The sequence below is a fragment of the Mesorhizobium sp. CA12 genome, from assembly GCF_020165255.1.
In the GTDB taxonomy this organism is placed as follows: Bacteria; Pseudomonadota; Alphaproteobacteria; order Rhizobiales; family Rhizobiaceae; genus Mesorhizobium.
This window is the reverse complement of the sequence record NZ_JAIUHT010000001.1, coordinates 209,386-235,681: the sequence shown is the minus strand read 5'-3', so window position 1 is coordinate 235,681 and position 26,296 is coordinate 209,386. Positions and strand designations below refer to the sequence as shown.

Annotated in this window: 23 protein-coding genes and 1 tRNA gene; 11 read left to right on the top strand and 13 right to left on the bottom strand. The window is 64.5% G+C overall.

Features of this window, described 5'->3' with window-relative positions; translation table 11 throughout:
* Window positions 1-16: 16 nt before the first annotated feature.
* A complete protein-coding gene (locus LB520_RS01095) occupies window positions 17-526 on the bottom strand; it encodes a tyrosine phosphatase family protein (RefSeq protein WP_224636106.1) in 510 nt (169 codons plus the stop codon).
* Complete coding sequence (gene cobD / locus LB520_RS01090) at window positions 523-1,578, bottom strand: threonine-phosphate decarboxylase CobD (RefSeq protein ID WP_224636105.1); 1,056 nt, start codon at window positions 1,576-1,578, stop codon at window positions 523-525. The genes LB520_RS01095 and cobD overlap by 4 nt, the downstream gene beginning before the upstream one ends.
* Here cobD and cbiB point away from each other — a divergent pair.
* Window positions 1,577-2,566, top strand: a complete 990-nt coding sequence (cbiB, locus tag LB520_RS01085) for an adenosylcobinamide-phosphate synthase CbiB (RefSeq protein WP_224636103.1) — start codon at window positions 1,577-1,579, stop codon at window positions 2,564-2,566. The genes cobD and cbiB overlap by 2 nt on opposite strands.
* Here cbiB and cobO read toward each other — a convergent pair.
* The 3 genes from cobO to LB520_RS01070 form a co-directional block, all read right to left on the bottom strand.
* Complete coding sequence (gene cobO, locus LB520_RS01080) at window positions 2,563-3,192, bottom strand: cob(I)yrinic acid a,c-diamide adenosyltransferase (RefSeq protein WP_095764889.1); 630 nt, start codon at window positions 3,190-3,192, stop codon at window positions 2,563-2,565. The two genes, cbiB and cobO, sit on opposite strands and share 4 nt — an antisense overlap.
* 1 nt (window position 3,193) lies before the next feature.
* On the bottom strand, window positions 3,194-3,739 hold the full coding sequence (gene cobU, locus LB520_RS01075; RefSeq protein ID WP_224636102.1) for a bifunctional adenosylcobinamide kinase/adenosylcobinamide-phosphate guanylyltransferase: 546 nt from the start codon (window positions 3,737-3,739) through the stop codon (window positions 3,194-3,196).
* 129 nt (window positions 3,740-3,868) lie between these two features.
* Complete coding sequence (locus LB520_RS01070; RefSeq protein ID WP_224522743.1) at window positions 3,869-4,555, bottom strand: gamma-glutamylcyclotransferase; 687 nt, start codon at window positions 4,553-4,555, stop codon at window positions 3,869-3,871.
* Between the two features lie 103 nt (window positions 4,556-4,658).
* Between LB520_RS01070 and LB520_RS01065 the strand changes: the two genes are divergently transcribed.
* Window positions 4,659-5,849, top strand: a complete 1,191-nt coding sequence (locus LB520_RS01065) for an aromatic ring-hydroxylating oxygenase subunit alpha (RefSeq protein ID WP_224636101.1) — start codon at window positions 4,659-4,661, stop codon at window positions 5,847-5,849.
* On the opposite strand, the gene LB520_RS01060 is transcribed toward LB520_RS01065, so the two are convergent.
* Window positions 5,818-7,017, bottom strand: a complete 1,200-nt coding sequence (locus LB520_RS01060; protein WP_224636100.1) for an MFS transporter — start codon at window positions 7,015-7,017, stop codon at window positions 5,818-5,820. The genes LB520_RS01065 and LB520_RS01060 overlap by 32 nt on opposite strands.
* Before the next feature lie 227 nt (window positions 7,018-7,244).
* On the opposite strand from LB520_RS01060, the gene LB520_RS01055 reads away from it, so the two are divergent.
* Entirely contained in the window at window positions 7,245-8,246 is a 1,002-nt protein-coding gene (locus LB520_RS01055; protein ID WP_224636099.1) for a heparan-alpha-glucosaminide N-acetyltransferase, read from the top strand.
* Window positions 8,243-8,722, top strand: coding sequence for a methyltransferase family protein (locus LB520_RS01050; protein WP_224636098.1), 480 nt, complete (start codon window positions 8,243-8,245; stop codon window positions 8,720-8,722). The genes LB520_RS01055 and LB520_RS01050 overlap by 4 nt, the downstream gene beginning before the upstream one ends.
* Window positions 8,723-8,970: 248 nt before the next feature.
* Here the strand turns inward: LB520_RS01050 and LB520_RS01045 are convergent, their stop codons facing one another.
* Together LB520_RS01045 and mgtE are read right to left on the bottom strand one after the other, a co-directional pair.
* Window positions 8,971-9,357, bottom strand: a complete 387-nt coding sequence (locus LB520_RS01045) for a MerR family transcriptional regulator (RefSeq protein ID WP_027168973.1) — start codon at window positions 9,355-9,357, stop codon at window positions 8,971-8,973.
* Window positions 9,358-9,501: 144 nt separating this feature from the next.
* The gene (gene mgtE, locus LB520_RS01040; RefSeq protein ID WP_224636097.1) at window positions 9,502-10,920 is read right to left on the bottom strand and encodes a magnesium transporter; all 1,419 of its coding nucleotides are present in this window, start codon (window positions 10,918-10,920) and stop codon (window positions 9,502-9,504) included.
* A gap of 360 nt (window positions 10,921-11,280) precedes the next feature.
* On the opposite strand from mgtE, the gene LB520_RS01035 reads away from it, so the two are divergent.
* The 6 genes from LB520_RS01035 (at window position 11,281) to LB520_RS01010 (ending at window position 19,237) form a co-directional block, all read left to right on the top strand.
* Entirely contained in the window at window positions 11,281-11,952 is a 672-nt protein-coding gene (locus LB520_RS01035) for a response regulator transcription factor (protein ID WP_224636096.1), read from the top strand.
* 121 nt (window positions 11,953-12,073) lie between these two features.
* Entirely contained in the window at window positions 12,074-13,264 is a 1,191-nt protein-coding gene (locus tag LB520_RS01030; protein WP_224636095.1) for an aminotransferase class V-fold PLP-dependent enzyme, read from the top strand.
* Window positions 13,265-13,274: 10 nt separating this feature from the next.
* The gene (locus LB520_RS01025) at window positions 13,275-14,237 is read left to right on the top strand and encodes an HpcH/HpaI aldolase/citrate lyase family protein (protein ID WP_095764881.1); all 963 of its coding nucleotides are present in this window, start codon (window positions 13,275-13,277) and stop codon (window positions 14,235-14,237) included.
* A gap of 20 nt (window positions 14,238-14,257) precedes the next feature.
* Complete coding sequence (locus LB520_RS01020) at window positions 14,258-15,445, top strand: malate--CoA ligase subunit beta (protein WP_224636094.1); 1,188 nt, start codon at window positions 14,258-14,260, stop codon at window positions 15,443-15,445.
* Between the two features lie 13 nt (window positions 15,446-15,458).
* The gene (gene sucD, locus LB520_RS01015; protein WP_095764879.1) at window positions 15,459-16,358 is read left to right on the top strand and encodes a succinate--CoA ligase subunit alpha; all 900 of its coding nucleotides are present in this window, start codon (window positions 15,459-15,461) and stop codon (window positions 16,356-16,358) included.
* Window positions 16,359-16,600: 242 nt separating this feature from the next.
* Entirely contained in the window at window positions 16,601-19,237 is a 2,637-nt protein-coding gene (locus tag LB520_RS01010) for a phosphoenolpyruvate carboxylase (protein ID WP_224636092.1), read from the top strand.
* Between the two features lie 150 nt (window positions 19,238-19,387).
* Here LB520_RS01010 and LB520_RS01005 read toward each other — a convergent pair.
* Window positions 19,388-19,472 (bottom strand) — tRNA-Leu (locus LB520_RS01005).
* A gap of 239 nt (window positions 19,473-19,711) precedes the next feature.
* Here LB520_RS01005 and lipB point away from each other — a divergent pair.
* Window positions 19,712-20,455 (top strand): lipoyl(octanoyl) transferase LipB, encoded by a 744-nt coding sequence (gene lipB, locus LB520_RS01000; RefSeq protein ID WP_224601938.1) that lies wholly within the window; start codon window positions 19,712-19,714, stop codon window positions 20,453-20,455.
* Between the two features lie 32 nt (window positions 20,456-20,487).
* On the opposite strand, the gene LB520_RS00995 is transcribed toward lipB, so the two are convergent.
* From LB520_RS00995 to proS, 4 genes are all read right to left on the bottom strand, one after another.
* Window positions 20,488-21,861, bottom strand: coding sequence for a site-2 protease family protein (locus LB520_RS00995; protein ID WP_224636091.1), 1,374 nt, complete (start codon window positions 21,859-21,861; stop codon window positions 20,488-20,490).
* A gap of 660 nt (window positions 21,862-22,521) precedes the next feature.
* Window positions 22,522-23,205, bottom strand: coding sequence for an ABC transporter ATP-binding protein (locus LB520_RS00990; RefSeq protein WP_181164814.1), 684 nt, complete (start codon window positions 23,203-23,205; stop codon window positions 22,522-22,524).
* On the bottom strand, window positions 23,202-24,488 hold the full coding sequence (locus LB520_RS00985; protein WP_140839951.1) for a lipoprotein-releasing ABC transporter permease subunit: 1,287 nt from the start codon (window positions 24,486-24,488) through the stop codon (window positions 23,202-23,204). Before LB520_RS00985 ends, LB520_RS00990 begins: the two co-directional genes overlap by 4 nt.
* Window positions 24,485-25,813 carry a proline--tRNA ligase gene (gene proS, locus LB520_RS00980; protein ID WP_224636090.1) on the bottom strand — a complete coding sequence of 443 codons (1,329 nt, stop codon included), beginning with the start codon at window positions 25,811-25,813 and terminating at the stop codon, window positions 24,485-24,487. The genes LB520_RS00985 and proS overlap by 4 nt, the downstream gene beginning before the upstream one ends.
* Between the last annotated feature and the right edge of the window lie 483 nt (window positions 25,814-26,296).

Genomic DNA, 26,296 nt, shown 5'->3' with positions numbered 1-26,296 from the left:
GCTGGTCCGCTTTGACTTAGGCGTCGATCCCCAGTTCGAAGGGTATCCCTTCGAACGCGTCGGCGCCGCGCCCGATGGCCTCGATCGCCGCGATCATGCGGCCGTCGCGCTCAAGCAGCGTGTCGGCGACGGCGATCAGCCGCGGATTGGGCGTAGCCGTCGGCGAGAGAAAGCGCAGCGTTCGGGCGAGCTCCATCTCGTCACGCTTGGGCGCCAGCGCTGCGGCGATGATGTAGGCCGACGCCGTCGAGCGGCTGACGCCGGCATAGCAATGCACCACCAGCGGCTTTACCCGGTCCCAGCGATAGGCGAAATCGAGCAAGGCCCGCACATGCTCCTCGCCGGGCATCGTCATGCCTTCCTGCGCGACAGCGATGTCGTGCATGACCAGATGCAGGTGGTTTTCCGCCAGGATCGAGGCCGGGCGGACCACTTCGGTGCCTGCGGCGAGCAGCGACAACAACCGCTGCGCACCGGTCCTTGCCACGGCCTCGTCGACCTTCGACAGCGAACAGACGTGGATCATTGCCCGAACTCCTTTGGCGCATCCTTGCGCCGCGCGGCCCACGTGGCAAGGGCGCCTTCGAGGCGTTGCCATTGCGCTTCATCGCCCGGCAAACCGACACGCAGCACTTGAGGCCGCTCGGCAAAATGGCGGACCAGCACGCCGCTCGAGCCAAGTGCCGAAAAAAGGCCTGCGGCCCCGGGAAACGACAGATAGCGGAACAGGCTGGTGCCGCCGGCGACCGGAACATCGAATCGGCCAAGCAGCGCGTCGAGCCGCCCGGCATCCTGCGCCAGGCGTTGCCGCATATCGGCCTGCCACGCCGCATCCGACAAGGCGCGGATGCCATATTCGAGCGCCGGGCCGGCGACCGCCCAGGGCCCCAGCTGCGCATCCAGCCGCTCGGCCGTCAGCGGATCCGCCAATGCAAAGCCGAGTCTCACACCGGCGAGGCCGAAAAACTTGCCGAACGAGCGCAGCACGACGATGCCGCCCTGCCCGACATCGCCGGCCAGGCTTTGCTCAGTCGGGCCGACATCCATGAAGGCCTCGTCGACGACCAGCAGCCCGCCCTTGGCGCGAAGTCGCGCCGCGAGCTTGAGCAGGCGCGCCTTTTCGATCACCCGCCCGTCCGGATTGTTGGGATTGACCAGCACCGCAAGGTCCGCCTCGGCCAGCGCGTCGAAATCGCTGACCTCCGCGACCGCATGGCCGGCGATAGCCGCGGCCCGGGCATGTTCGGCATAGGTTGGGCCGAGCACCAGCGCCTTGCCGGGCCGCAGCAGCGAAGCGACGCGCGGCAGGAGAATCTGCGTGCCGGGCGCCGCCGCCACATGCGCCGCCGACGGCGCGCCATAGGCCCTGGCCGCAATTTCGGCCAATTCGCACAGTTGTCCTGCCTCCGGCAATCGGGACAGCGCTGTGGCGGGCAGGTCGAAAAGCGGATAGGAGTGCGGATTGATACCTGTCGAGAGGTCCACGAAAGGTTTTGGCGCATGAGGAAAAAGCGCGTTTGCCCGGCCAAGGCTGCCGCCATGATCAACCGCTGCAATCGCTCCGCTTAGAAGTTTCATGTCCGTCCTGATCGCTTTCCTATCACTCGCCATCGAACGCTCCCTCGGCTACCCGGACTGGCTGTTCGCCGCCATCGGCCATCCGGTCACCTGGATCGGCAGGCTGATATCCTTTCTCGATCGCCGGCTCAACCACGCTACGGATTCCGACGAATTGCGTCGCCGACGCGGCGTCCAGGCCCTGCTCGTCATTCTGCTGGTGCCCGGCCTGATCGGCTTGGCGCTGCATGTCCTGCTCTGGATGATGTTCCCTACGGGCCTCGTCATCGCCGCCATCCTCGGTTCCTCGCTGCTGTCGCAGAAGAGCCTCGCGGAGCATGTCGAGGACGTCGCCGATGCGTTGGAGACCGGCGGCCTGACCCTCGGCCGCATCGCAGTATCGCGCATTGTCGGCCGCGATCCGGAAAAGCTCGACAAGGGCGGTGTCGCGCGTGCCGCGATCGAAAGCCTGGCCGAGAATTTTTCGGACGGCATTGTTGCGCCCGCCTTCTGGACCGGCATCGGCGGACTGGGCGGAGGTGCTGCCTACAAAGCCGCCAACACCGCCGATTCGATGATCGGCCACCGCACGCCGAAATACGAAGCCTTCGGCCGTGCTGCCGCCCGTTTCGACGATCTGGTCAACCTGCCCGCATCGCGGCTGACCGGCCTGCTCATCGTGCTGGCGGCCTTTCTCGTCCCGGGCGCCGATCCGCACTCCGCCTGGCATGTCATGCGCCGCGACGCGAGGAAGCACCGTTCGCCCAATGCCGGCTGGCCGGAGGCGGCGATGGCCGGCGCGCTGGGGCTGTCCCTCGCCGGACCGCGCAGCTATGGCGGCGAAGTCGTCGAGGATGCCTTCATGGGCGAAGGCGGCCGCCGCGAGGCCGAAAGCACCGACATCCGCCAGGCGCTCAAGCTCTATCGCGTAGCCGACTGGCTGCTGCTCGGCCTATTCGCGGTCGTCTCGGCGATCGTGATCTACCTGACCATCTTGATCGGCGGCTAAAACTCAATTCCCTGCTGCGCCTTCACGCCGGCGGCGAAATGGTGCTTGGTCAGCCCCATCTCGGTGACGAGATCGGCCGCCTCGACAAGCAGCGGCTTGGCGTTGCGGCCGGTGACGATCACATGCAGGTCGCCCCGGCGCGCCTTCAGCGCCGCGACCACCTTTTCCAGGTCGAGATAGTCGTAGCGCAGCGCGATGTTGAGCTCGTCGAGCACCACGAGGCTCATCGAGGGATCGGCCATCAGCTCCAATGCCTTGGCCCAGGCGGCTTCGGCGGCGGCGATGTCGCGTTTCAGGTCCTGCGTCTCCCAGGTAAAACCCTCGCCCATCGCATGCCACACGACTCGGTCGCCGAAGGCCGCGAAAGCATCCTTCTCGCCGGTATGCCATTTGCCCTTGATGAACTGCACGACGCCGACGCGCTTGCCATAGCCCAGCATTCTCAGCGCCAAGCCGAAGGCGGCCGTGGTCTTGCCCTTGCCCGGCCCGGTGTTGACGATCAGCAGCCCCTTTTCAACCGTCTTGCCGGCCACTTCGGCATCCTGCACCGCCTTGCGCTTGGCCATCTTGGCGCGGTGGCGCTCGGCGTCCTTGTCGTCAATGGTCTTGTCTTCGATTTCGGCCATGTCACTTCACCTTGAGTGGCAATCCCGCCACCATCATGAGAACGCTGTCGGCAGCGGCCGCCACCTGCTGGTTGAGCCGGCCCGCGGCGTCGCGGAACCGGCGCGCCAGCGCGTTGTCGGGCACGATGCCCAATCCGACTTCGTTGGAGACCACGAACCACTGCCCGCGCGGCCGCGACAGCGCATCCTTGAGCCCCCGGCATTCGGCCTGGACGTCATGTTCGGCCAGCATGTGGTTGGTGAGCCACAATGTCAGGCAATCGATCAGCACAGGTTGGTGGGTCGGCAAAGCCTCGATGGCGCCCACCAAATCGAGCGGCGCATCGACGGTGACCCAGCCTTCGCCGCGCCGCGACCGATGCAGCGCGATGCGCTCGCGCATTTCGTCGTCATAGGCCTGCGCCGTGGCAATGTAGGTCCAGGGCGATGGATGGGCGGTTGTCAGCGCCTCGGCATGCATGCTCTTGCCCGAACGGGCACCGCCCAGGATGAAGGTCAGCTTCCCATCGGAAGCTCTATTGCCGCTCGCGGCTGTCGCGCCGGTCATTCTTGCCTTCCAGGTTGGAATCGTGTCGCGGCCCAGAGGCCGACGGTGCGCGAACCTTAGGCAGAAGCGCAACCACCGGCAAACCCAATTCCGCCACCGCCCGGCGCGATTGCGGCACGACTTGCGGTGCTACGAGCCGGCAATCCGCGCCGCGACCAGCTGCTGCAGCCGCCACAAATGCGTATCGTGGATGCCGCGCTGCTCGAGATTCTTCACAGTGTTGTAGAGATAGTCGGCGCCCGAGCCCCAATGGCCGCAGGAGGTCGCCAGCCTTTCGACAACCGCTTCCTCGCTTAATGGACCGGCATAGGTGGTGCCCTGGCGGTTGATGACGAAGGCCAGCGCCCGCAGCGGGCCGCCATCGCTCGTCATATCGAGCAGGCGCGGATGATAGCTGGTCGGCTTCAGTGTCACCTCTCGCCGCAGGATCTTGTCGAGTTGCTCGCGCCTGTCGCCGTCGCCGAGCCGAAAGGCGACGCCCTTGCATTGTCCGCCACGGTCAAGCGCCATCATCAGGCCCGGACTTTCCTTGGTGCCGCGCCAACGCGTCATGTTCATGCAAAAGGATCTGTGCCAGCCGCGCAGCAGCGCCACACGCTCCTCGACATGCTCGATCTCGGGCTTCCAGATCAGAGAGCCGTAGCCAAACAGCCAGAGCGGTTCGTTGGCCAGGAGTTGAGCCTCCAGCTCACGCGTCATCGCCGCATAGTCGCTGTCATCCAGATGCGCCGCATCGGGATCCGGTCCCGCATCCTCGACCGCGCGGAAGCAGCGAGCGACCAGTTCCTCGGTAAGCGACATGGTTCTTGGCAGCATGCGCGCGACCTTAAGGTTCCTGCGCGAACGAAACTATGCGGCCGCCTCGCGGTTGACAACTCCTTGGCCCGGGTGTCGGCTGCTGGCAGCCACGGAGTAGCCGATGCAGCCCGATCCGAGCGAGCGCGCCCCCTACAACGGCCTGACCACCCTCCAGCCGACCTTGCCGTCCGCCGCCTATTGGGACGCCGACGAGTATCGGCACGATCTGGAGGCGATCTGGTATCGAAACTGGCTGATGGTCTGCCGCGAGGCCGATATCGCCGAGCCCCTCTCCTTCCGAACGTTCCGCATCGGCAGCCAGGAGATGGTCGTGCTGCGCGACGAGACCGGCGCCTTGCGCGCCTTCCACAACACCTGCAGGCATCGCGGCTCGCAGCTTTGTCAGGAGAGCGCCGGGCGGCTGAAAGCCAGGCTGCTGACCTGCCCCTATCACGCCTGGTCCTATTCGCTGCGCGGCGATCTCGTGCGTGTGCCGTCGAAATCGCTGCCCGAGGGCTTCGACAAGGCCGATTATCCGCTCTATCGCGTGGCGCTCTCGGTTTGGCGCGGTTTCGTCTTCGTCAATCTCGCCGAGCATCCCGACGGCTCGGCGGAAAGCGCCTTTGACCGCGCCTCCGGCGATCTTTCCAACTGGCCGCTGGAAGGCCTCGTCACCGGCCACCGGCTCACCAAGGTGATGAACTGCAACTGGAAGATTTTCTGGGAGAACTTCAACGAATGCCTGCACTGCCCGGGCGTGCATAAGGACTTGTCGCGACTGGTGCCGATCTATGGCCGCGGCTTGATGGCCAGGCATGACGATCCCGAATGGGCGCGCCACGCCGACAATGACGCGCCGGAATTCTCCGGCCGGTTGCGCCCCGGCGCCGAAACCTGGTCCAAGGACGGCCATGTCCATGGCCCGGTCTTTTCCGGCCTGACGCCGGCCGAACGCGCCGCCGGCCAGACCTACGCCACCTCGCTGCCGTCGATGTTCATCGTCGGCCATGTCGATTACATGCGCACCGTGCGGCTCGCACCGCTCGGTCCCGAGCAGACCGAGCTCACCGCCGAATGGCTGTTCGCCCCGGAAGCGTTGGCTGAGACCGATGTCGAAAACATCGTCGCCTTCTTCACCCAGGTGCTCGAAGAAGACGCCGTGATCTGCGAGATCAACCAGAAGGGGCTGCGCTCGATGCGCCACGAGGCCGGAGTGCTGATGCCGGAGGAATACGATCTGCACCGCTTCCACGATTGGGTGCGCGGTCGTCACGCGGCGTTCAAAACGCCTTCGGCAGGTAGCGCCAGATGACGAAGCCGCAGAAGGCGGCCAGGATGCCGAGCGTGACGAACACCGAGCCGAGGCCGAAGAAGGCGAGCACCACCGAATAGACGAGCGGCGGCGTCAGCTCGGAGAAATCGAGATAGGTGCGGTAGACCGCTGCCATCTGCGCCTTCTCGTAAGCGCGCACCGAGCGCATGAAGGCGGTCGAGCCGAGCGCGTCGAGCGCGATGGTGAAGAGCGCGCCGCAAAGCAGCAGCGCGCCGGTGAGCAACGGCGCCGCCTCGCCGATTGCGCCCGCGGCAAACAACATGGCCGACATGGCGAAATAGGCGAAAGTCATGACCTTGCGCCCGCCGAAGCGCTTGCCGGCCCTGCCCCAGAAGATCGCCGCGAACAGGAGCGCGTTGCCGGCCGAAACCAGCAAGCCGCCGGCGAGCTCACCCTGGCCGGTGATCACCATGAACAGCGGGCCGTAGACGAAGAACGTCGTCCAGAAACAGGAGCGGCCGAAGGCGATCAGCCAGGCAAGCCTGAGCCTTGGCTGTTTCACGAAGCGGCCGATATTGGCAAGTGGATTGGCGGGCCGCGACTTGCCGGGCCGGATCGACTGGTTGTCGCTCAACCGGTAGAACCAGAACAGGCAAAGCAGCGCCAACGCAAACACGACGACCGCGCCATGCGCGGCATAGATGCCGAAATGGGTGTAGAGGAAGATGCCGAGTGTCGGCCCGCCGGTCCAGGCGAACATCGACCACGCCATGCGCAGCGATTCTGCCTGCATGAAGTCGGTCTTGCGTATGTGATCCATGATGTAGAGGTTGAGCGTGATCGACAGCGCGCTCGCCCCCATGACGCGGCACAGCATACCGGCAATCTGGCCGGGCAGCGAGTGGGTGATGAAGAAGGCGGAGCCGAGCGCCAGCAGCACGCAGCCTGCCGTGTAGACCCAGCGCCGCGCGAAGCGGCGAATGAGCACCGGCATGAACAGCGTGACCGAGAGGCCCATCAGGGACACGATCGTGTAGAGGACCGAGACGATCCGCTCATTGTGCAGGATCTCGTAGGCCTGGATCGGGATCACGCTGGAGATCGTGGCGCGGGCGAAGGATTCAACCGCATAGAGTGAGGCGAAGGTGCGCGCGTCCGCCGGCCGCAGGGCCGGAAGCCAGATCGGATGGCGCACATGGGTGGACATCGGCCCTCCGAAACGTGAATCCCGCGCCCGAATCTGGCCGGGCCAGCTGCCGGCCAGTAGCAGGAAACCGACTCCGAGAGGCCGAAAAGCGAAGCCTGCCAAAGGCTTTCCAGCTCTGGCCTAAAGCGAAATTTCATGGCTGCCATGAACCGCATTGATGGCCGCCTGCTTCTGTCGTCCACTTGAACCGTGATAGTCGTTTGGCAGGACTGAATCGGATCGAGATGATGAGCCTTCAAACGACGAGCGCCCCTGTTCAGGACGCGCCAAAGCACGGCCGCATCCAGGCCATCGACATCCTGCGCGGCATCGCGCTGATCGCGATGGCGAGCTACCACTTCACCTGGGACCTCGAAAACTTCGGCTACACCGCGCCCGCCCTCACCGCCTTCGGCTGGTGGAAATTCTACGCGCGCTGCATTGCCTCGACTTTCCTGTTTCTGGTCGGCGTCAGCCTCTTCCTCGCCCACGGCCGTCAGATCCGTTGGCCAGGCTTCTGGAAGCGCTTTGCCATGGTGGCCATCGCAGCGGCCGCCATCTCGGCAGTCACCTACATCGTCACCCCGGACGGGTTCATCTTCTTCGGCATCCTGCATGAGATCGCGCTGGCGAGCCTGCTCGGCCTCGCCTTTCTAACGCTGCCCTGGCTGGTGACGGCGATCATCGCCGCGGCGGTCATTGCCGCCCCTTACTATCTGCGGTCGGAGTTCTTCGACCATCCGGCGCTGTGGTGGGTGGGCCTTTCCGCCACCAACCCGCGTTCCAACGACTACGTGCCGCTCTTCCCGTGGTTCGGCGCGGTGCTTGCGGGCATCGCCACGGTGAAGCTCGCTTCCGCATCGGGCTTGCTCGCCCGTCTGGGAAGGTGGCTGCCCGGCCGCTGGTCTAAGCCGCTGACCTTCATCGGCCGGCACAGCCTCGCCTTCTACCTCATCCACCAGCCGCTTTTGTTCGGCTCGGTGTGGCTGTTCTCGCAGGTCATGCCGGCAGTCCCTCAGGATCGGGAAGCCGGCTTCCTGCCGGCTTGCCAGGCGCAGTGCGAACAACAGCGGGACAGCAAGTTCTGTACGAGCTATTGTGGCTGCATGCTGGACACGCTGAAGGGCGAAGGGTCACTCGACAAGCTCTACGCCAACGATCAGTCCAGCGTCTGGAAATCGCATCTGGCCGACATGGCGGAGACCTGCACCGCCGCGACGCAGGACCAGATGGAGGGAGGGCAGCAATGACGGGCATCACAAAGCCCAGACACGGGATCATTCCCTGGCCGCCGGTGATCTATGTCGCGGCGATTGCGGCGAGCATCGTCCTCGGCATGCTCTACCCGCTGCCCTGGATCGGCGACATTCTCGGCGATCTCCTGTTCGGCGTCGGCTGGGTGGCGCTGTTCGGCGTCGCCATGCTCTGGGTCACGGCCATCCGCGTCATGATGCGGGCCAAGACGACATTCGACCCCAATGCCGAGCCCGATCACCTGGTGACGTCGGGCCCCTTCGGCATCACCCGCAATCCGATGTATCTCGCCAACACGCTGCTGCTGATCGGCGTCGCCTTCATCACCGGCATCGCCTGGTTCCTGCTCTTCGCCTTCCTGGCCGCCTTCGCGACGCAGAAACTGGCGATCGAGAAGGAAGAAAAGATCCTGACGGCGAAATTCGGCAAGAAATACCGCGATTATGCAAAAAGGGTGCGGCGCTGGATTTGAGGGCTGCTTCCTGAGTGGCCTGCGATTAGCCTAAGCGTTCCGGACGTCGTCATCCTCGGGCTTGACCCGAGGATCCATTCCGTGACCTATGACGTAAGGTGCAACGGTGCAGAATTCTGTAATCGTTGCAACGCCTTTAGCGCCACGGCATGGATCCTAGGGTCTGCGCGCGTCGCTACGCTCCTTGCTCCGCCCTAGGATGACGAAATTCAGAGGCTCAGGCCAATCGCCAATATTCGTTCGACTCCCTACGTATTCACGCCCAACTCGGCCAGCCGCTCCACGCAGGACTCTTCGGCCTGGTCCAACTCGGCCAGCGTCTCTTCCAGGTCGCGCCGCTTCTGGCGCAGGTCCTCGCGCTTCTCCTCGATGCGCTTGATCATCAGCTTGAGCTGGCCGACCTCGCCGGGCGGCTCCTTGTACATCTGAATGATCTCGCGGATCTCGTTGATCGAGAAGCCGAGCCTTTTTCCCCGCATGATCTGGCGGATGAGATGCCGGTCCGACGGCCGAAACAGCCGCGTGCGGCCGCGCCTTACCGGCTGCACCAGCCCCTCGTCCTCGTAAAAACGCAATGTTCGCGTCGACACGTCGAACTCGCGCGTCAGCTCGGTGATCGTGTAATATTCCCGCATTCCCGCTCCCAAGCCCGGGCATCGCCGCTTGAAGCGTCGCCCTTCCCTCCGATGATACCCATCCAGCGCCGGAATCGGCACGTGACCCCGCGGCAACCCTCGCACGGCACTTACGTAAAAGTCAATTAACGGCGCTTTGTTGCTTTAGCGAATGCTGAACCACCAGGTAGCCAAGCCAAGGAAAGCAAAGAAGCCGACGACGTCGGTGACGGTGGTGACGAAGACGGCGGAGGCCACGGCCGGATCGATCTTGAAACGGTCAAGCAGCAGCGGGATGAGAATCCCGGCCAAGGCGGCCGCGAACATGTTGATGATCATCGCCGCCGCGATGATGCCGCCCAGATTGGGATCGCGGAACCAGAAACCGGCGACCATGCCGATAAGCACGGCAAACACCACACCGTTGATGAAACCGACACCGACCTCGCGGCGGATGATGCGGGCGGCGTTATAGATATCGAGGTCCCTGGTCGCCAGCGCGCGCACGGTGACGGTCATGGTCTGCGAGCCGGCATTGCCGCCCATGCCGGCGACGATCGGCATCAGCACCGCCAGCGCCACCACATGCTCGATGGTGCGGTCGAACAGGCCGATGACCGAAGCCGCGAGGAAGGCGGTCACAAGATTGACCAGCAGCCAGGGCACGCGCGAGCGCGACGTGGCGAGCACCGTGTCGGACAATTCCTCGTCGCCGACGCCGCCCATGCGCAAAAGGTCCTCTTCCGCCTCTTCCTGGATGACGTCGACCACGTCGTCGATGGTCAGCACGCCGACCAGCCGCCCGTTCTCGTCGACCACTGCGGCGGAGAGCAAATTGTACTGCTCGAACTCGCGTGCCGCCTCTTCCTGGTCCATGGTGGCCGAGATCGCATGCAGGGTCTCATGCATGACGTCCTCGACCTTGACCGCGCGCTTGTTGCGCAGGATCTGGTCGAGATCGATGGCGCCGAGCAGCTTGAAGCTCGGGTCGATGACGAAGATCTGGCTGAAGCGCTCGGGCAGGTTCTTGTCCTCGCGCATGTAGTCGATGGTCTGGCCGATCGTCCAGAACGGAGGCACGGCGACAAACTCGGTCTGCATGCGCCGGCCGGCGGTCTCTTCCGGATAGTCAAGCGCGCGCCTGAGCCTGATGCGCTCGGTGAAAGGCAGTTGCGACAGGATCTCGTCCTGGTCTTCCTTCTCAAGGTCCTCGAGGATGTAGACGGCGTCGTCGGAATCGAGCTCCTGCACCGCCTGCGCGATCTGCGCGTTGGGCAGATTGTCGACGATGTCGAGGCGGATCGCTTCATCGACTTCGGTCAGCGCGGAGAAGTCGAAATCGGAGCCGAGCAGTTCGACCAAAGCCCGGCGCTGTTCGGGATGAAGCGCCTCCAGCACGTCGCCGAGCTCCGACTGGTGCAGGTCATCGACCTCGCGCTTGAGGGTGATCGTATCGCGGTCGGCGATCGCCGCGCCGATCTGGGCAAGGAAGGAGGCGCGAACAACGCCGTCCTCGCCATAGATGTCGGCGTGGCGCCCCTCGGCGGGCGCGGCGCCGGTCGTCTGTGTGTCCTGGCCTTCCACCAGCGCCTCCCGCAACGAGGAATCCCCAAACGAGGTCTAGTGCATGATCCCGAAAAGGGGAAACCGCTTTTCGGAAAATCCAAACCCTGTTCGGCAGATAGCGCGGCAACAGGATTCGTCTTGGAACGATGTCGCTCTAGCGCGTGGAATAGCCAAGGAAATGGGACGGTCGCCTTCGCCTCGCAACCTCCCGGAAGCAGCGCGCGGCGCCCGCGTCGCGGGTGCGACAATCGCTTCAGCCGGCGCGACAGCGCATGTCGCTGGGGAAAGAGCACCCCTTCCCTATTGAGGCAGAATTGTCATGATGCATGATCCAGCAGGATCAGCGCATCGCCAATCGCTCCGAGGACAACGCTGGCCTTGAACATCAAGTCCGCAAAGACGAACGAGGGCAATGCCGAGCGGCGCGTTCGCGTGGTCGTCGCCGAACGCAATCCTTTCGTCGTTTCGGCGCTGCGCGAGATGCTGGAATGCGACAGCCGCTTCGATCTACTCGGTGTCGTGCACAGCGGCGCGCAATTCCTGGAACTGGCCGCCGCCACGCAATTCGATGTCGCCGTCGTCGGCTGGAAGCTGGCCGACATGGACGGCGCCGATGTGCTTACGGAAGTCCAGAGCCGCGAGCTTGGCGTGCGCATCGCGATCTTCTCCAACGACCACGACATCGGCATCCTGAAGCAATGCGTGCGCCTGGGCGCTCAAGGCTACTGCTTCCAGTTCGACGATCCGCCGGTGATCTTCGAGACGATCCTGGCGGTCGCCCACGGGCGTATCTGCATTCCCTATATCGACATCAACAAGGTCAACGACACGCCGTTGTCCAGGCTCACCGTGCGCGAGCGCGAGTTGCTGGCGGTGCTTTCCGACGGCTGGACCAATTTGCAGATCGCAACGCGGACCGGGATTTCCGAGAACACGGTGAAGTATCACCTGAAGAATCTCTACGACAAGCTGGACGTCCGCAACCGCGCCATGGCCGTCGCGCTCTATTCGAGCGAGAAACGCCGCACCTCCAAATCACCTATGGGGTAGGCCGACCGGGTAGGATCATCCCACCCGCAAGGGCCAACAACTTACCCGGCAAGGTGTTGTTGCAAGGCCTCATCGAAACGAAACTGCCTCCACTATCCCAACGATCGGAGGAGTTTCGCGCATGGCTGGGTTCACGCATCTTTTCATCCCGGGGCCCACCAACATTCCCGAACAGGTCCGGCAAGCCATGAACCTCCCAATGGAGGATATGCGCGCCTCCTCCTTCCCCAACCTGACGCTACCGCTGTTCGAGGACATCAAAAAGGTCTTCAAGAACGAGACCGGCCGCGTCTTCATCTACCCCTCCTCGGGCACCGGCGCCTGGGAGGCGGCGATGACCAATGTGCTCAGCCCCGGCGACAGGGTGTTGATGTCGCGCTTCGGCCAATTCTCGCATCTGTGGGTCGACATGGCCGAGCGGCTCGGCTTCGATGTCGATGTCATCGATTGCGAATGGGGCACTGGCGTCCCGCTCGAGCTCTATGCCGAGAAGCTTCGGGCCGACAAGGCGCACCGCATCAAGGCTGTCTTTTGCACCCAGAACGAGACCGCGACCGGCGTCACCAGCGACGTCGCCGGCTGCCGCGCCGCGCTCGACGCGGCGAACCATCCTGCCCTTCTCTTCGTCGACGGCGTTTCCTCGATCGGCTCGATCGACTTCCGCCAGGAGGAATGGGGCGTCGATTGCGCCGTCAGCGGTTCGCAGAAAGGCTTCATGCTGCCGGCCGGCCTCGGCTTCCTGTCGGTCAGCAAGAAGGCGCTTGCCGCTTCGCGGGTAGCGACACACCGGCACTGCTACTTTTCCTTCGAGGACATGATCCGCGCCAATGACGCGGGCTATTTCCCCTATACGCCGGCCACCCAGTTGCTGCGCGGCCTGCGCGCTTCGCTCGACCTGATTGCCGAGGAAGGGTTGGAGAACATCTTCGCCCGCCACCATCGCCTAGCCGAGGGCGTGCGCAAGGCCGTCGACGCCTGGGGCCTGAAGCTCTGCGCCAAGACACCGCAATGGCACTCCGACACGGTCAGCGCCATCCTGGTGCCGGAAGGCATCGACAGCGCCAATGTCGTCAAGCGCGCCTACCAGCAATACAATACCTCCCTCGGCGGCGGCCTCAACAAGGTGGCCGGCAAAGTCTTCCGCATCGGCCATCTCGGCTGGCTGAACGAGGTGATGGTGCTGGCCTCGCTGTCGGCGGCCGAAATGGCGCTGCTCGATTGCGGCGTGCGCCTGGCGCCCGGCTCGGGCATGGCGGCGGCAATCGAGCACTTCCGCCGCACGGCCGACGTGCCTGTCGCCAGAGCGGCGTGAGGAGCGCATCATGAGCCACACCATCAACCATCTGAAGAAGCTGAGGCTGCAGCGCAGCGAGCTCGCGGTTCCGGGCTCCAGCCCGGAGATGATCGACAAGGCGGCCAACAGCGCCGCCGACTTCGTCTTCCTCGACATCGAGGATGCGGTGGCGCCGCCCGACAAGGAGCGCGCCCGCAAGAACATCATCCAGGCGCTGAACGACATCGACTGGCGCGCCAAGGGCAAGACCGTCTCGGTGCGCATCAACGGGCTCGACACGCATTACATGTACCGCGACGTCGTCGACGTCATGGAGCAGGCCGGCGACCGGCTGGACACGATCCTGGTGCCGAAGGTCGGCGTGCCGGCCGACCTCTATATGGTCGAGGCCATGGTCAATCAGATCGAGATGGCCAAGGGTTTCAAGACCCGTGTCGGCCTCGAGGCGTTGATCGAGACGGCGCTGGGCATGGCCAATGTCGAGGCGATCGCCGCCACGCCGGGCCGGCTGGAAGCCATGCATTTCGGCGTCGCCGATTATGCCGCGTCCAACAAGGCGCGCACCGTCAACATCGGCGGCCTCAATCCCGATTATCCCGGCGACCAGTGGCATTTCGCCCTGTCGCGCATGACGGTCGCATGCCGTGCCTACGGCCTGCGCGCGATCGACGGTCCATTCGGCGATTTCTCCGATCCGGAGGGCTACAACGCGGCCGCCAGGCGTGCCGCGGCGCTCGGCATCGAAGGCAAATGGGCGATCCATCCTTCGCAGATCGCCCTGGCCAACGATGTGTTCTCGCCGCCGGAGAAAGAAGTCACGCGGGCCAGGCGTATCCTCGAGGTGCTGAAGGAGGCCGAGGCGCTCGGCAAAGGCGCGGCGGCGCTCGACGGCAAGATGATCGACGCGGCGTCGGAGCGCATGGCGCGCAACGTGCTGGTGGTGAGCGAGGCGATCGAGCGCGCTGGCCAGGCGCATAGCGCGGCGCACTAAAAAATTACCGGGAGGACATGATGGACATCCACGAATACCAGGCCAAGGAACTGCTTGCCCGCCACGGCGTGCACGTGCCGCGCGGCGGCCTCGCCTACAGCCCCGAACAGGCGACCTATCGTGCCAGGGAGATCGGCGGCGCCAAATGGGTGCTGAAGGCGCAGGTCCATTCCGGCGCGCGCGGCAAGGCCGGCGGCATCAAGCTCTGCTCGAACGACGATGAGATCTCCAACGCGGCAGAAGCCATGCTCGGGCGCAAGCTGGTGACCCAGCAGACCGGCCCCCGCGGCAAGCTGATCTCGCGCCTTTATCTCGAGGAGGCCGTCGACATCGCGCAGGAGCTCTATCTCGGCTTCGTCCTCGACCGCAAGGAAGAGCGGGTCATGATCGTGGCGTCGGCCGCCGGCGGCATGGAGATCGAAGAAATCTCCGAGAGAAAACCTGATTCCATCATCCGCGCCACCGTCGATCCGGGCGTCGGCATGCAGGGCTTCCAGGCGCGCGAAATCGCCTTCGGCCTCGGGCTCGAGAGCAACCTGATCGGCAAGGCGACCGAAACCATCCTCGGCTGCTACCAGGTGTTCCGCGACTACGACGCCTCGATGCTGGAGATCAATCCGCTGGTGGTGACGCGCGACGGTAGCCTGGTCGCGCTCGACGCCAAGATGTCGTTCGACGAAAACGCGCTGTTTCGCCGCCCGGAAATTTCCGAGCTGCGCGACAAGAGCCAGGAAGATCCGCGCGAGACTTTCGCCAGCGACCGCGGCCTCTCCTATGTCGGGCTCGAAGGCAATATCGGCTGCATCATTAACGGCGCCGGCCTGGCCATGGCGACGATGGACATGATCAAGATCGCTGGCGGCGAGCCGGCCAACTTCCTTGACATCGGCGGCGGCGCCTCACCGGAGCGGGTAGCAAAGTCCTTCCGCGCGGTGCTCGGCGACAAGAATGTCGAGACCATCCTGGTCAACATCTTCGCCGGCATCAACCGCTGCGACTGGGTGGCGGAAGGCGTCATCAAGGCGATCCGCGAGGTCGGCGTCGACGTCCCTCTGGTGGTGCGCCTTTCCGGCACCAAGGTCGAGGAAGGCCGCAAGATCCTGGCCGATTCCGGTGAGGCGGTGATCGTCGCCGACACGCTGGCCGAAGCCGCCGAAAAGGCCGTCGCCGCCTGGCGCGAAGCCGCCAAGAACAAAAAAGCAGCCTGAGGGAGGTCGAGAAATGGCAATCCTGCTCAACCGCAGCACGCGCGTCATCGTGCAAGGTTTCACCGGCAAGATCGGCAGCTTCCATGCCGACGACATGAAGCGCTACGGCACCAAGCTGGTCGGCGGCGTCACCCCCGGCAAGGGAGGCCAGACGCATCTCGGCCTGCCCGTCTTCAACACTGTCAAGGGCGCCGTGCGCGAGACCCGCGCCGAGGCGAGCATCGTCTTCGTGCCGCCTCCCTTCGCCGCCGATTCGATCATGGAAGCCGCCGATGCCGGCATCAAGCTTTGCGTCTGCATCACCGACGGCATCCCCTCGCAGGACATGATGCAGGTCAAGCGCTACATGCGCCGCTACCGCTTCGAGGACCGCATGCGCCTCGTCGGACCGAACTGCGCCGGCGTCATCACGCCCGGACAGGCGCTGATGGGCATCATGCCGGGCAGCATCTATCTGCCGGGACGCGTTGGCATCGTCGGCCGTTCCGGCACGCTGGGCTACGAGGCGGCCTCGCAGATGAAGGCGCTGGGCATCGGCGTGTCGACCAGCGTCGGCATCGGCGGCGATCCGATCAACGGCTCGTCCTTCAAGGACATCCTGCAGCTCTTCGAGCGCGACGACGACACCGACGCCGTGGTGATGATCGGCGAGATCGGCGGCCCGCAGGAAGCCGAAGCCGCGATCTGGGCGCGCGATAATATGAGGAAGCCGCTGATCGCCTATATCGCCGGCCTCTCCGCGCCGAAGGGCCGCCGCATGGGCCATGCCGGCGCGATCATCTCCGCCTTCGGCGAGTCGGCGCAGGAAAAGGTCGAGATCCTGAAGGAAGCCGGCGTCGTCATCGTGCCGACCCCCGCCTCCTTCGGCGAGGTGGTGGCCGATACGCTGGCGCGGACGAAGAAGGCTGCTTGACGGCAGACCAGGCGAGAATCGCGACAGGATGTGAAGCCTGTTTCGGGCCGGCCTCCCCGATGGTCGTCGGCCCGTGCGCTCGGCGCTGCCCTATGAAGGGCAATCCCAGGAAACGTACGCCGCGGCCGTCCGGGATTGCCTGAAAACAACTGCTTAGCAGCGCAGCGGCAAATCGGCTGACGATCGGGAAAGCGGCTTTGGAACAGAGCAAACCCATCAAGTTTCGTGAGGACGAGCGCAGCTTGCTGTTACGCCTGCTGCTTCAGGTCGCAAGCGCGCGCGAGCCCGAGATCGCCGCAGTCCTGAACGGACGCAGGTCACTCGTCTCGCTGGCTCCCGAGCAGCGCATCCCGGCGCTCCAGGCGAGCGGCGTGTGGTTCCAGTTGCTGACCATTGTCGACGAGTTGCTTGCCATGCGGGCCCGGCGCGAGCTCGAGCAAGGCGCAGGCGCCGACGAAGTGCCTGGCTCCTTCGCCAGCGTGATTGCCGAGATGGCGGCCAGCGGCCACTCGGCGGACGATGTCCAGGCAATTCTCGACGAACTTTGCGTCGGCCCGACCATGACCGCGCATCCGACGGAGGCCAAACGCGTCACGGTGCTGGAAATCCACCGCCGCATCTATCGCAAGCTGACCGAGCTCGACCAGCCGCGCTGGGCGCCGCGCGAGCGCGATCTTTTGGTCGCCGATCTGGAAAGCGAGATAGAGCTTCTGTGGATGACAGGCGAGCTGCGGCTGGAGCGACCGACGGTCGAGCGCGAGATCGCCTGGGGACTGCATTTCTTCCGCGAAGTCATCTTTGAGGCAACGCCACAGCTCTATGGCAAGCTTCAGAGCGCCTGCGAGCGCCACTATCCGGGCGAGCCGATCCGAATTCCTTCCTTCATGCGCTATGCCTCCTGGATCGGTGGCGACCGCGACGGCAATCCGAATGTGACAGCCGAAGTCACCGCCTACGCCATGGCCGAATACCGCAACACCGCCATAGGCTGGTATCTGGCGCAGTTGCAGCGGCTGGTGTCGGTGCTCAGCGCCAGCACGAACGTCATCGAGCTGCCGGCCGGCTTCAGGCCGGTGCTGCAGACAGCGCTGGATAAGAGTGGAGAGGCGCAAGAGATAGCCGCCCGCAACCCTGACGAACCGCTGCGCCAGTTCGCTTCGGCCCTGCTGGCCCGGCTGGTCGCCACGCGTGACGGCGGCAAGGCGGCCTACCCCTCGGCGGAGGCGTTTCGCGCCGATCTCAACGCCCTCTCTTCAGTCCTCGAAGCGATCGGCGTCCGCGCGGTCGCCAGGCGTTTCATACAGCCGCTCGTTTGGCAGGTCGGAAGCTTTGGCTTCCACACCGTCTCGCTCGATATCCGGCAGAACTCCACAGTCGTCAATCGGGTGCTGGCCGAGCTGTTTGCGCTGATAGACGCCGCCGATCCGATCGCCGCCGGCACGCCGCAATGGTCGGCGCGCATCCGCGCGGCGCTCAGCCAGGGCGAGCGGCTGGAGATCGAGGCAAGCCAAATCTCGCCGGAGGCAGGTGAACTGCTGTCGACATTCGCTGTCATCCGCGAACAAATATCCAGCGCGGATGCCGATGCGGTCGGCCCTTTCGTGCTCAGCATGACCCGCTCGGCCGACGATCTGCTCGCGGTCTATCTGCTGGCTCAATATTGCGGGCTCTCTACCGCGCCCGGCGGCGACGGCTCGATCAGGCTGCGGGTCGTGCCGTTGTTCGAGACCATCGCCGACCTGCAGGCAGCCCCTGCCATCCTGAACGAACTGCTCGGCGTCTCGCTGGTGCGGCGCACGGTGCGCGATTTCGGCGCGCGTCAGGAAATCATGCTTGGCTATTCGGACTCCAACAAGGATGGCGGATTCCTCGCTTCCAATTGGGAACTGGCAAAGGCGCAGAAGCGCCTCGCCGCCATCGGCCGCAAGCACAAGGTCAGGATCGGTTTCTTTCACGGCCGCGGGGGCTCCGTCAGCCGGGGCGGCGCGCCGACCGGCCGCGCCATCGCGGCGCAGCCGCAGGGCACCGTCGCCGGATCCATGCGGGTGACCGAGCAGGGCGAGGTCGTTTCGTCGAAATTTGCCAATCGCGGCACCGGCCTCAACCAGCTTGAGGTTCTCGCCGCCGCCGTGTTGGCGCACGGGATCCGATCGCCCGGCGATGCCGGGCCGAAGGAATCGCCGGAGTTCGACGAGGCGCTGGAAGCGCTGGCGGGCATGTCGCAGGCGTCCTACGCCGGATTGATGGCCGAGCCGGGCTTCCTGGGTTATTTCAACCAGGCGAGCCCGGTCGCCGAACTGGCGCTCTTGAAAATGGGCTCACGGCCGGATCGCCGTTTCGGCGCCAGCGGCATTGCCGACCTGCGCGCCATTCCATGGGTGTTCGCCTGGAGCCAGAACCGACATCTCTTGACCGGCTGGTACGGCATCGGCAGCGCGCTGAGCGCGTTCGTCACGGTGCGCGGCGAGGCCGGGCGCGAGCTTCTGACCCGCATGTTCGAGCACTCGCGCTTTTTCCGCCTGATCGTCGACGAGGCCGAAAAGACGCTCTACCAGTCCGACATGGAGATTGCACGGCTCTATGCCGACCTGGTGTCCGACAGCGATGCGGCGGCAAGAATCCACGCCCGCATCGCCGCCGAATACGAGCTGACGCGACGCCTGATCGGCGACCTTACGGGAGGCGACCTTTCCGCGCGCTTTCCGATGTTCAAAAGGCGTTTCGACAATCTGCGCCGGCAGATGCACGACATCCACCGGCTGCAGGTCAATCTGCTGCGCGAAGTTCGGGCAGGCACAGGCGCAGACCAAAGGCGGGCGACCGACGCCCTGCTCGTCTCGATCAACTGCATCTCGGCCGGTCTGGGGTGGACGGGATAGGCTCGGTTTGCCCGTTGCCGGAATTGCCTCGCGTCAAGCATCAGCGGCGGTGCGGTCTCATGGCCCGCCGCCGCTTCACTTTGGTCTACCGCCGGCAGCGACGAGAACGATCGCTCGCCGATGCCAAATTCGACAGGCTTTTGGGGAGAATGGTGCGGTCGAGAAGACTCGAACTTCCACGGGTTGCCCCACAGCGACCTCAACGCTGCGCGTCTACCAATTCCGCCACGACCGCACGTGGTAGGAGCCGGAACCGTCCGGCCCGGGGCCTGTAGCAAATCGTTTCCGGCGAAACAAGTGCGCCGAGCGGAATATTCGCGAATGCGTATCGCCCACAAGTGCGCAGAGATTTTGGGAGGACGAGGTGCATCAGGCAAAGCGGCTGGCACAAGCCTCCGCGGCTCGGCTTCACACTGGCGGAACTGGACGTTTTGGCCGATTGCCGCCATATGAGAGGAGCATCGAGAAAGTTCCATGACAGAACGCAGCCAGATCGCCACGTCGTTCCTTCCTTTGCCTGGTTCGGCGCCGGTGGAATGGGTGATCGAACCCGGCCTCACGTCTTATCCGGATGCGCTCGCCTTCATGGAGGCGCGCGCCGAGGCGATCCGCAGCGGGGCCGCCGGCGAGATGGTCTGGCTGGTCGAGCATCCGCCGCTCTACACCGCCGGAACCAGCGCGCGAATCGATGACCTGATCGATCCCAACCGGTTTCCAGTTTTTGCCGCCGGGCGCGGCGGCGAATATACCTATCACGGTCCTGGCCAGCGCGTGGCCTATGTGATGCTCGACCTGAAACGCCGGCGCGAGGATGTGCGCGCCTTCGTCGCGGCGCTCGAGCAATGGATCATCGCCACGCTCGCCGCCTTCAACGTGCGCGGCGAGCGGCGCGAGGACCGCGTCGGCGTCTGGGTGGTGCGGCCGGACCGGCCCGCCCTGCCGGACGGCACGCCCGCCGAAGACAAGATCGCGGCCATCGGCATCCGGCTGCGGCGCTGGGTGAGCTTTCACGGCATCGCCATCAATGTCGAGCCGGATCTCGGCCATTTCAGCGGCATCGTGCCCTGCGGCGTCTCGGACCATGGCGTGACCAGCCTTGTCGATCTCGGGCTGCCCGTCACCATGGCCGATCTCGACCTCGCGCTGAAAGCTGCGTTCGAGGATGTGTTCGGACCTGCCGCCGTTCCGGTCGCTGAGCCCGCTCGCAAGGCTAGCTAAGCCGCTCCGCCTAGGGTGTGTTGAGATTCAGGTCAGGCCGAGTCGAAAATGGCGGGGTCCGAGAACCGGAGCGGAGCGTACTTTTCGTACGTGAGCACCGGAAGCGCAGGAAGCCGCCATTTGCAGACCGGCCTCACCTGAATGTCGACACACCCTACATGAGCTGCGCCGAGGCCCACAGCATGCCGTAGCCATGGATGGCAAAGACGGCGAGCAGCGCGCCGGCCATGGCCAGCCGGTCGAAGGTTTTGATCGGCTTCAACTCGTGACGCGGCTTCACGCCGCTGCCCATGGTGATCAGGCTCAGCATCGCGAACACCGCGCCGGCGATCAGCAGGAAGCCCGGCGAAAAACCAGCCCGCCAGCCGAGCGCCAGAAGCGCCGACAAAAGCAGAAAGGACGCCAGCGCAAGTGCGGCCGGCCCCGGGCAGATCTGGCGCAGCACCTGGCCGCCGTCGAATTTCCACACCGGCACCCAGATTGGCGATGTTGAACAGCGACGCGCAGCCGGCAAGCGTGGCCAAAAGCATGGCGGCCAGCCGATTTCCTTCGCCATTGGCGAAGCCGCTGGCGGCGATCAGCACCGGCACCAGGAAGGCGGAGAAGCCGGCGCCCATAAGCGCCACGAAGGCGACTTCGAAGCGGCTGTCATAGGGCCTGCCGCCGATGGCGATGCCGCCCAGCAGCGGAATGAAGATCATCCGCGCGCGGCGATGCCCCGTCAGGCGGAAGGCGGCCATATGGCCAAGCTCGTGCAGCGCGACCACCGAGGTGAGGATCGCCGCCAGCGCCAGGCCGCCAAGATTGAGCCCGAAGAACGGCCACAGGATCAGAGCCGAAAGCACGGCGAAGCCGACCTGGCTCAGCGGATGCTCGAACCAGCCGCCCCTGCGATAAGTGCCCGTCGCCGCCCAGACGTCGAGCTTGCGCAATTCGCGACGCATGGCGAAGAAGCGGAAGATCAGGAACGCGACACCGCGATAGCGGTCGGTCTGGGTGAGCGTCACTCGCACGGCCTCGCCTTCCGGCACAAGCTCGGCGGTCTCGCGATAGTTCGCCCAGAACGAGGGATCGAGCGCCGTGTCCTCGATGACGGTCATCGAGAAGTAGCTTCCCTCCCTTACATCCTCGAGCCGCGCCTTGCGGTCGATCGGCCGGCCGTCCCGTCCTTCCCAGGAGAGCCGGATCAGCGCCGTCCCTTCGCTATCCAGGGGTTCGGCGGCAAGGATTTCGCCCGACCAGCCGGCGTCGCCGCCGAACGGCCACAGCGCCTGCCAAAGGCAATTGCGGTCGGCCTTGATCACGCGGCTGACCGTCACCGTGCGCAGTCCGAGCGGCACGGTCATCAAAAGAAAGATCAGTCCGAGATTGCCGGCCACGAGCGTGACCGTGACGATGACCGACACTTGCCTTGGCTCCCCGTCTTGAAGGAACAGCCTAGCGGCAGCGCGGCCAAGAAAGACTTAACAACGGGCGGGCTCTTGTCCGTTCCAGGCGGGTCTCCCCACCCGACCTGGGCGGGCTCCTGCCCGCCCCAACGACGGGCGGGCATCTGCCCGTCCCGTACGGCGGCGAAACCTCCTGATCACATGGCGCCGATCCAGATCGCCATGGAAACGAGAAAGGTGCTCATGCAAACCAGTGAAACGACGTCCTGAACAAGATCGCTCATAACTCTCTCCTGTTGTTGCTATGTTCGTAATTTGTTCTAATTTTGTTCGAATGTCAACGACCATCGGAGGCGTGCCAGATTGATTTCGGGCGATCCGTTTGGGCAGGGTTAAGGAAAGGTTGAGGGCCTTGCTCCGCGGGCACACCGCAGCCGTTTGCGATTAGTCAACACGCCGATGGCTTCGTCATTCTAGAGCGGAGCAAGGAGCGAAGCGACGCGCGCAGACCCTAGAATCCATTCCGTGAGATTGATGCTTCGCTACGGTGCGGAACAAGGCTTCTAAAAGCCCCTCTGCCCCCTCTGCGGCGTCGCATTCTTCGGCAGAGGTAACGGAATGGATCCTAGGGTCTTCGCTCCGCTTCGCGAAGCTTCGCCCTAGGATGACGACATTGGCCTATAGCGGCACGACCTTCCCCTCGGCCAACGTCACGCGCCGGTCCATACGTCCAGCGAGCTCATGGTTGTGGGTGGCGATCAGCGCCGCGAGGCCCGATTGCCTGACCAGCGCCTCCAGCGCATCGAACACATAGGAGGCGGTGACCGGATCGAGATTGCCGGTTGGCTCGTCGGCCAGCAGCACCAGCGGCGCGTTGGCGACCGCGCGGGCAATGGCGACGCGCTGCTGCTCGCCGCCGGAAAGCTCGGCCGGCCGGTGCTGCGCTCGCTTGCCGATCTGCATATAGTCGAGGAGCTGCGCCGCCCGCTCGGAGGCTTCCTTGCGGCCGAGCCCCTTGATCAGCTGCGGCATCATGATGTTCTCGAGCGCCGAGAACTCCGGCAGCAAATGATGGAACTGATAGACGAAGCCGACGTCGTTGCGGCGGATCGCGGTGCGCTCCTCGTCCGACAGCCGTCCGCACGCACGGCCGGCGAGGATCACGTCGCCCGCATCGGGCCGCTCCAATAGCCCCGCCGTGTGCAAAAGGGTGGATTTGCCGGTGCCCGACGGCGCCACCAGCGCCACCATCTCGCCGCGCCTGAGCGAAAAGTCGGCGCCGTTCAGAATGGTGAGCTTGCGCGGCCCTTGGACGTAGTGCCGCTCGACGCCCTTCAACTCGATAATGGCCTCGGCCATCATTCGTACCTCAAGGCTTCGACGGGATCGAGCCGGGCGGCCCGCCAGGCCGGGAACACCGTCGCGAGGAACGACAGGCCAAGCGCCATGATGACGACATAGGTGGTCTCGCGCGGATCCATCTTCGCCGGCAACTGGCTGAGGAAATAGAGCTCGGGATTGAACAGGATCCTGCCGGTCATCCAGGAGAAGAACTGGCGGATCGATTCGATGTTGAGGCAGATGACCACGCCGAGCAGCACGCCGGCGATCGTCCCGGTGACGCCGATCGCCGCGCCCGTCATCAGAAAGATGCGCAGGATCGCGCCGCGCGAGGCGCCCATCGTGCGCAGGATGGCGATGTCGTGGCCCTTGTCCTTCACCAGCATGATGAGGCCGGAAATGATGTTGAGCGCCGCCACCAGCACGATCAGCGTCAGGATCATGAACATGACGTTGCGCTCGACCTGCAGCGCCGAGAAGAAGGTCTCGTTGCGCTGTCGCCAGTCGACGAGGTCGACCGGCCGCTGCGCCGCCTGCTCGACCAGGGGCTTCAGCGCGTCGACATTGTCGGGATTGTCGACATAGATCTCGATGGTCTGGGCTCGCCCGTCCATGTTGAAATAGAGCTGCGCTTCCGAGAACGGCATATAGACGATCGAGCTGTCATATTCCGACATGCCGACCTCGAAGATTGCCGCCACCTTGTAGCCCTTCATGCGCGGCGTGGTGCCGAGCGGCGTCACGTCGCCGTCCGGCGAGATCAGCGTGATCGTGTCGCCGAGCACCAGCCCGAGACTTTCGGCCATGCGCTTGCCGATCGCCACGCCGTCGCCGGTGTCGAAACCGTCGAGCGTGCCCTGCTTGATGTTGCTGGCGACGATCGAAATCTTGCCGAGGTCCTCGCCGCGGATGCCGCGCACCAAGGCGCCCGTGCCGCCGCCGACATTGCCTTGCGCCAGGACCTGGCCGTCGATCAGCGGGATGGCGTATTTGACGCCCGAAACACCGTTGATGCGACTCGCCACCTGGGCGTAATCCTCCAGCGGCGAATCGAGCGGCTGCACGATGAGATGGCCGTTGACGCCGAGGATGCGGGTCAGCAACTCGGCGCGGAAACCGTTCATCACGGCCATGACGACGATCAACGTCGCGACGCCGAGCATGATGCCGAGAAAGGAGATCGAGGCGATGACCGAGATCACCGTCTCCTTGCGGCGCGAGCGCAGATAGCGCCACGCCACCATGCGCTCGAAGCCGGAGAAAGCGCCCGCCGCTGACCTGGCCGCTGCCGCCGCCTCGTTCATGCGGCGATACCCAGGCGTTGCTTGGCCTCGGCGATCGGCAGCGTCTCGCGCTCGCCCGACCTGCGGTTCTTGATCTCGATCTCGCCCGCGGCCACGCCACGCGGACCGACGATCACCTGCCACGGCAGGCCGATCAGGTCGGCGGTGGCGAACTTGCCGCCGGGACGCTGGTCGGTGTCGTCATAAAGCACGTCCTTGCCGGCTGCGTTAAGCGCCGTATAGAGCTCGTCGCAGACGCGGTCGCATTCGCCGTCGCCGACCTTCATGTTGATCAGGCCGATGTCGAAGGGCGCCACCGCTTCCGGCCAGATGATGCCGTTCTCGTCATGGCTGGCCTCGATGATCGCCGCGACCAGGCGCGACGGACCGATGCCGTAGGAGCCGCCCGAGGCGTAATGGTCTTTGCCGTCGGGGCCGGTCACCTTGGCGTTCATCGGCTTGGAGTATTTCTCGCCGAAGTGGAAGATGTGGCCGACCTCTATGCCGCGCGCCGAGACCTGCTCGCTTGGCGGAACGTTCGCCCAGGCCGCCTCGTCATGCATCTCGTCGGTGGCGGCATAAGGCGTCGTCCACTTCTTCACGATGTCGCCGATCTCGGCGTCGTCGGAGAAGTTGGTGCCGGCGCCCGGCACGTCGAGGGTGAGATAGGCGCGGTCGCAGAACACCTGGCTCTCACCGGTCTCGGCCAGGATGATGAACTCATGGCTGAGATCGCCGCCGATCGGACCGGTGTCGGCGCGCATTGGAATGGCCTGCAGGCCCATACGTGTAAACGTCCTGAGGTAGGAGACGAACATACGGTTGTAGGCGGCCTTGGCGCCCTCGAAATCGAGGTCGAAGGAATAGGCGTCCTTCATCAGGAACTCTCTGCTGCGCATGACGCCGAAGCGAGGGCGCACCTCGTCGCGGAACTTCCATTGGATGTGGTAGAGGTTGAGCGGCAGGTCCTTGTAGGACTTCACATAGGCGCGAAAAATCTCGGTGACCATCTCTTCGTTGGTCGGCCCGTAGAGCATGTCGCGGTCCTGGCGGTCCTTGATGCGCAGCATCTCCTTGCCGTAGTCGTTGTAACGGCCGCTTTCGCGCCACAGATCCGCCGACTGGATGGTCGGCATCAGGATTTCCAGCGCGCCGGCGCGGTTCTGTTCCTCGCGGATGATCTGGCAGACCTTGTCCAGCACGCGCTTGCCCAATGGCAGCCACGAAAAGCTGCCCTGCCCCTGCTGGCGGATCATGCCGGCGCGCAGCATCAGCCGGTGCGAGACGATCTCGGCCTCGCGGGGATTTTCTTTGAGGATGGGCAGGAAATAGCGCGACAAACGCATGGACTGGTCCGTGAGTGAAAATGGCGGCGCGGGGAATCGGCGCAACCGAGGCTGCTTGCCCGGGCTTCATAGCCATTTCATGGCCGAATGGAAACCCGAGTGCCCCAAAGTATCGGGCCTTCTGCACCTTACCAAAAAGGCGATTTTGGCTGCAAAGTGCCGCAAATGGCTTTTTGATCGATTCACAAGCAAGCCCTGCCGCACTATTGTGCAGTGCAGCACGATATTGCCTGTTTCGAGGCAAAATTCTTCGTGACATTTTCACCTGCCTTGGTCTAGTGTGCGCCGATAACCGAGAGGGCGGAGAAAAATCTGCTCTCCTACGCGGTCAAAGTCTTGGGAGGATGCGATCTAGGCGCGGTAACTCGCTGCCGCCGGACACCGGAAACGGATCGGACGCGTTTAAATTGCAAGGCCTTGTGCCTTGCATTTTTTTTGTGCAATCATCTGCTTAGCGCGATCATCTGCCAAACGGCGTCAGCC

What these genes read in the sequence shown, in the direction of transcription:
- LB520_RS01095 (WP_224636106.1), bottom strand. Translation starts at nt 526, where the DNA reads ATGATCCACGTCTGTTCGCTGTCGAAGGTCGACGAGGCCGTGGCAAGG.
- cbiB (WP_224636103.1), top strand. Translation starts at nt 1,577, where the DNA reads ATGTCCGTCCTGATCGCTTTCCTATCACTCGCCATCGAACGCTCCCTC.
- cobD (WP_224636105.1), bottom strand. Translation starts at nt 1,578, where the DNA reads ATGAAACTTCTAAGCGGAGCGATTGCAGCGGTTGATCATGGCGGCAGC.
- cobO (WP_095764889.1), bottom strand. Translation starts at nt 3,192, where the DNA reads ATGGCCGAAATCGAAGACAAGACCATTGACGACAAGGACGCCGAGCGC.
- cobU (WP_224636102.1), bottom strand. Translation starts at nt 3,739, where the DNA reads ATGACCGGCGCGACAGCCGCGAGCGGCAATAGAGCTTCCGATGGGAAG.
- LB520_RS01070 (WP_224522743.1), bottom strand. Translation starts at nt 4,555, where the DNA reads ATGCTGCCAAGAACCATGTCGCTTACCGAGGAACTGGTCGCTCGCTGC.
- LB520_RS01065 (WP_224636101.1), top strand. Translation starts at nt 4,659, where the DNA reads ATGCAGCCCGATCCGAGCGAGCGCGCCCCCTACAACGGCCTGACCACC.
- LB520_RS01060 (WP_224636100.1), bottom strand. Translation starts at nt 7,017, where the DNA reads ATGTCCACCCATGTGCGCCATCCGATCTGGCTTCCGGCCCTGCGGCCG.
- LB520_RS01055 (WP_224636099.1), top strand. Translation starts at nt 7,245, where the DNA reads ATGAGCCTTCAAACGACGAGCGCCCCTGTTCAGGACGCGCCAAAGCAC.
- LB520_RS01050 (WP_224636098.1), top strand. Translation starts at nt 8,243, where the DNA reads ATGACGGGCATCACAAAGCCCAGACACGGGATCATTCCCTGGCCGCCG.
- LB520_RS01045 (WP_027168973.1), bottom strand. Translation starts at nt 9,357, where the DNA reads ATGCGGGAATATTACACGATCACCGAGCTGACGCGCGAGTTCGACGTG.
- LB520_RS01030 (WP_224636095.1), top strand. Translation starts at nt 12,074, where the DNA reads ATGGCTGGGTTCACGCATCTTTTCATCCCGGGGCCCACCAACATTCCC.
- LB520_RS01025 (WP_095764881.1), top strand. Translation starts at nt 13,275, where the DNA reads ATGAGCCACACCATCAACCATCTGAAGAAGCTGAGGCTGCAGCGCAGC.
- LB520_RS01020 (WP_224636094.1), top strand. Translation starts at nt 14,258, where the DNA reads ATGGACATCCACGAATACCAGGCCAAGGAACTGCTTGCCCGCCACGGC.
- sucD (WP_095764879.1), top strand. Translation starts at nt 15,459, where the DNA reads ATGGCAATCCTGCTCAACCGCAGCACGCGCGTCATCGTGCAAGGTTTC.
- lipB (WP_224601938.1), top strand. Translation starts at nt 19,712, where the DNA reads ATGACAGAACGCAGCCAGATCGCCACGTCGTTCCTTCCTTTGCCTGGT.
- LB520_RS00990 (WP_181164814.1), bottom strand. Translation starts at nt 23,205, where the DNA reads ATGATGGCCGAGGCCATTATCGAGTTGAAGGGCGTCGAGCGGCACTAC.
- LB520_RS00985 (WP_140839951.1), bottom strand. Translation starts at nt 24,488, where the DNA reads ATGAACGAGGCGGCGGCAGCGGCCAGGTCAGCGGCGGGCGCTTTCTCC.
- proS (WP_224636090.1), bottom strand. Translation starts at nt 25,813, where the DNA reads ATGCGTTTGTCGCGCTATTTCCTGCCCATCCTCAAAGAAAATCCCCGC.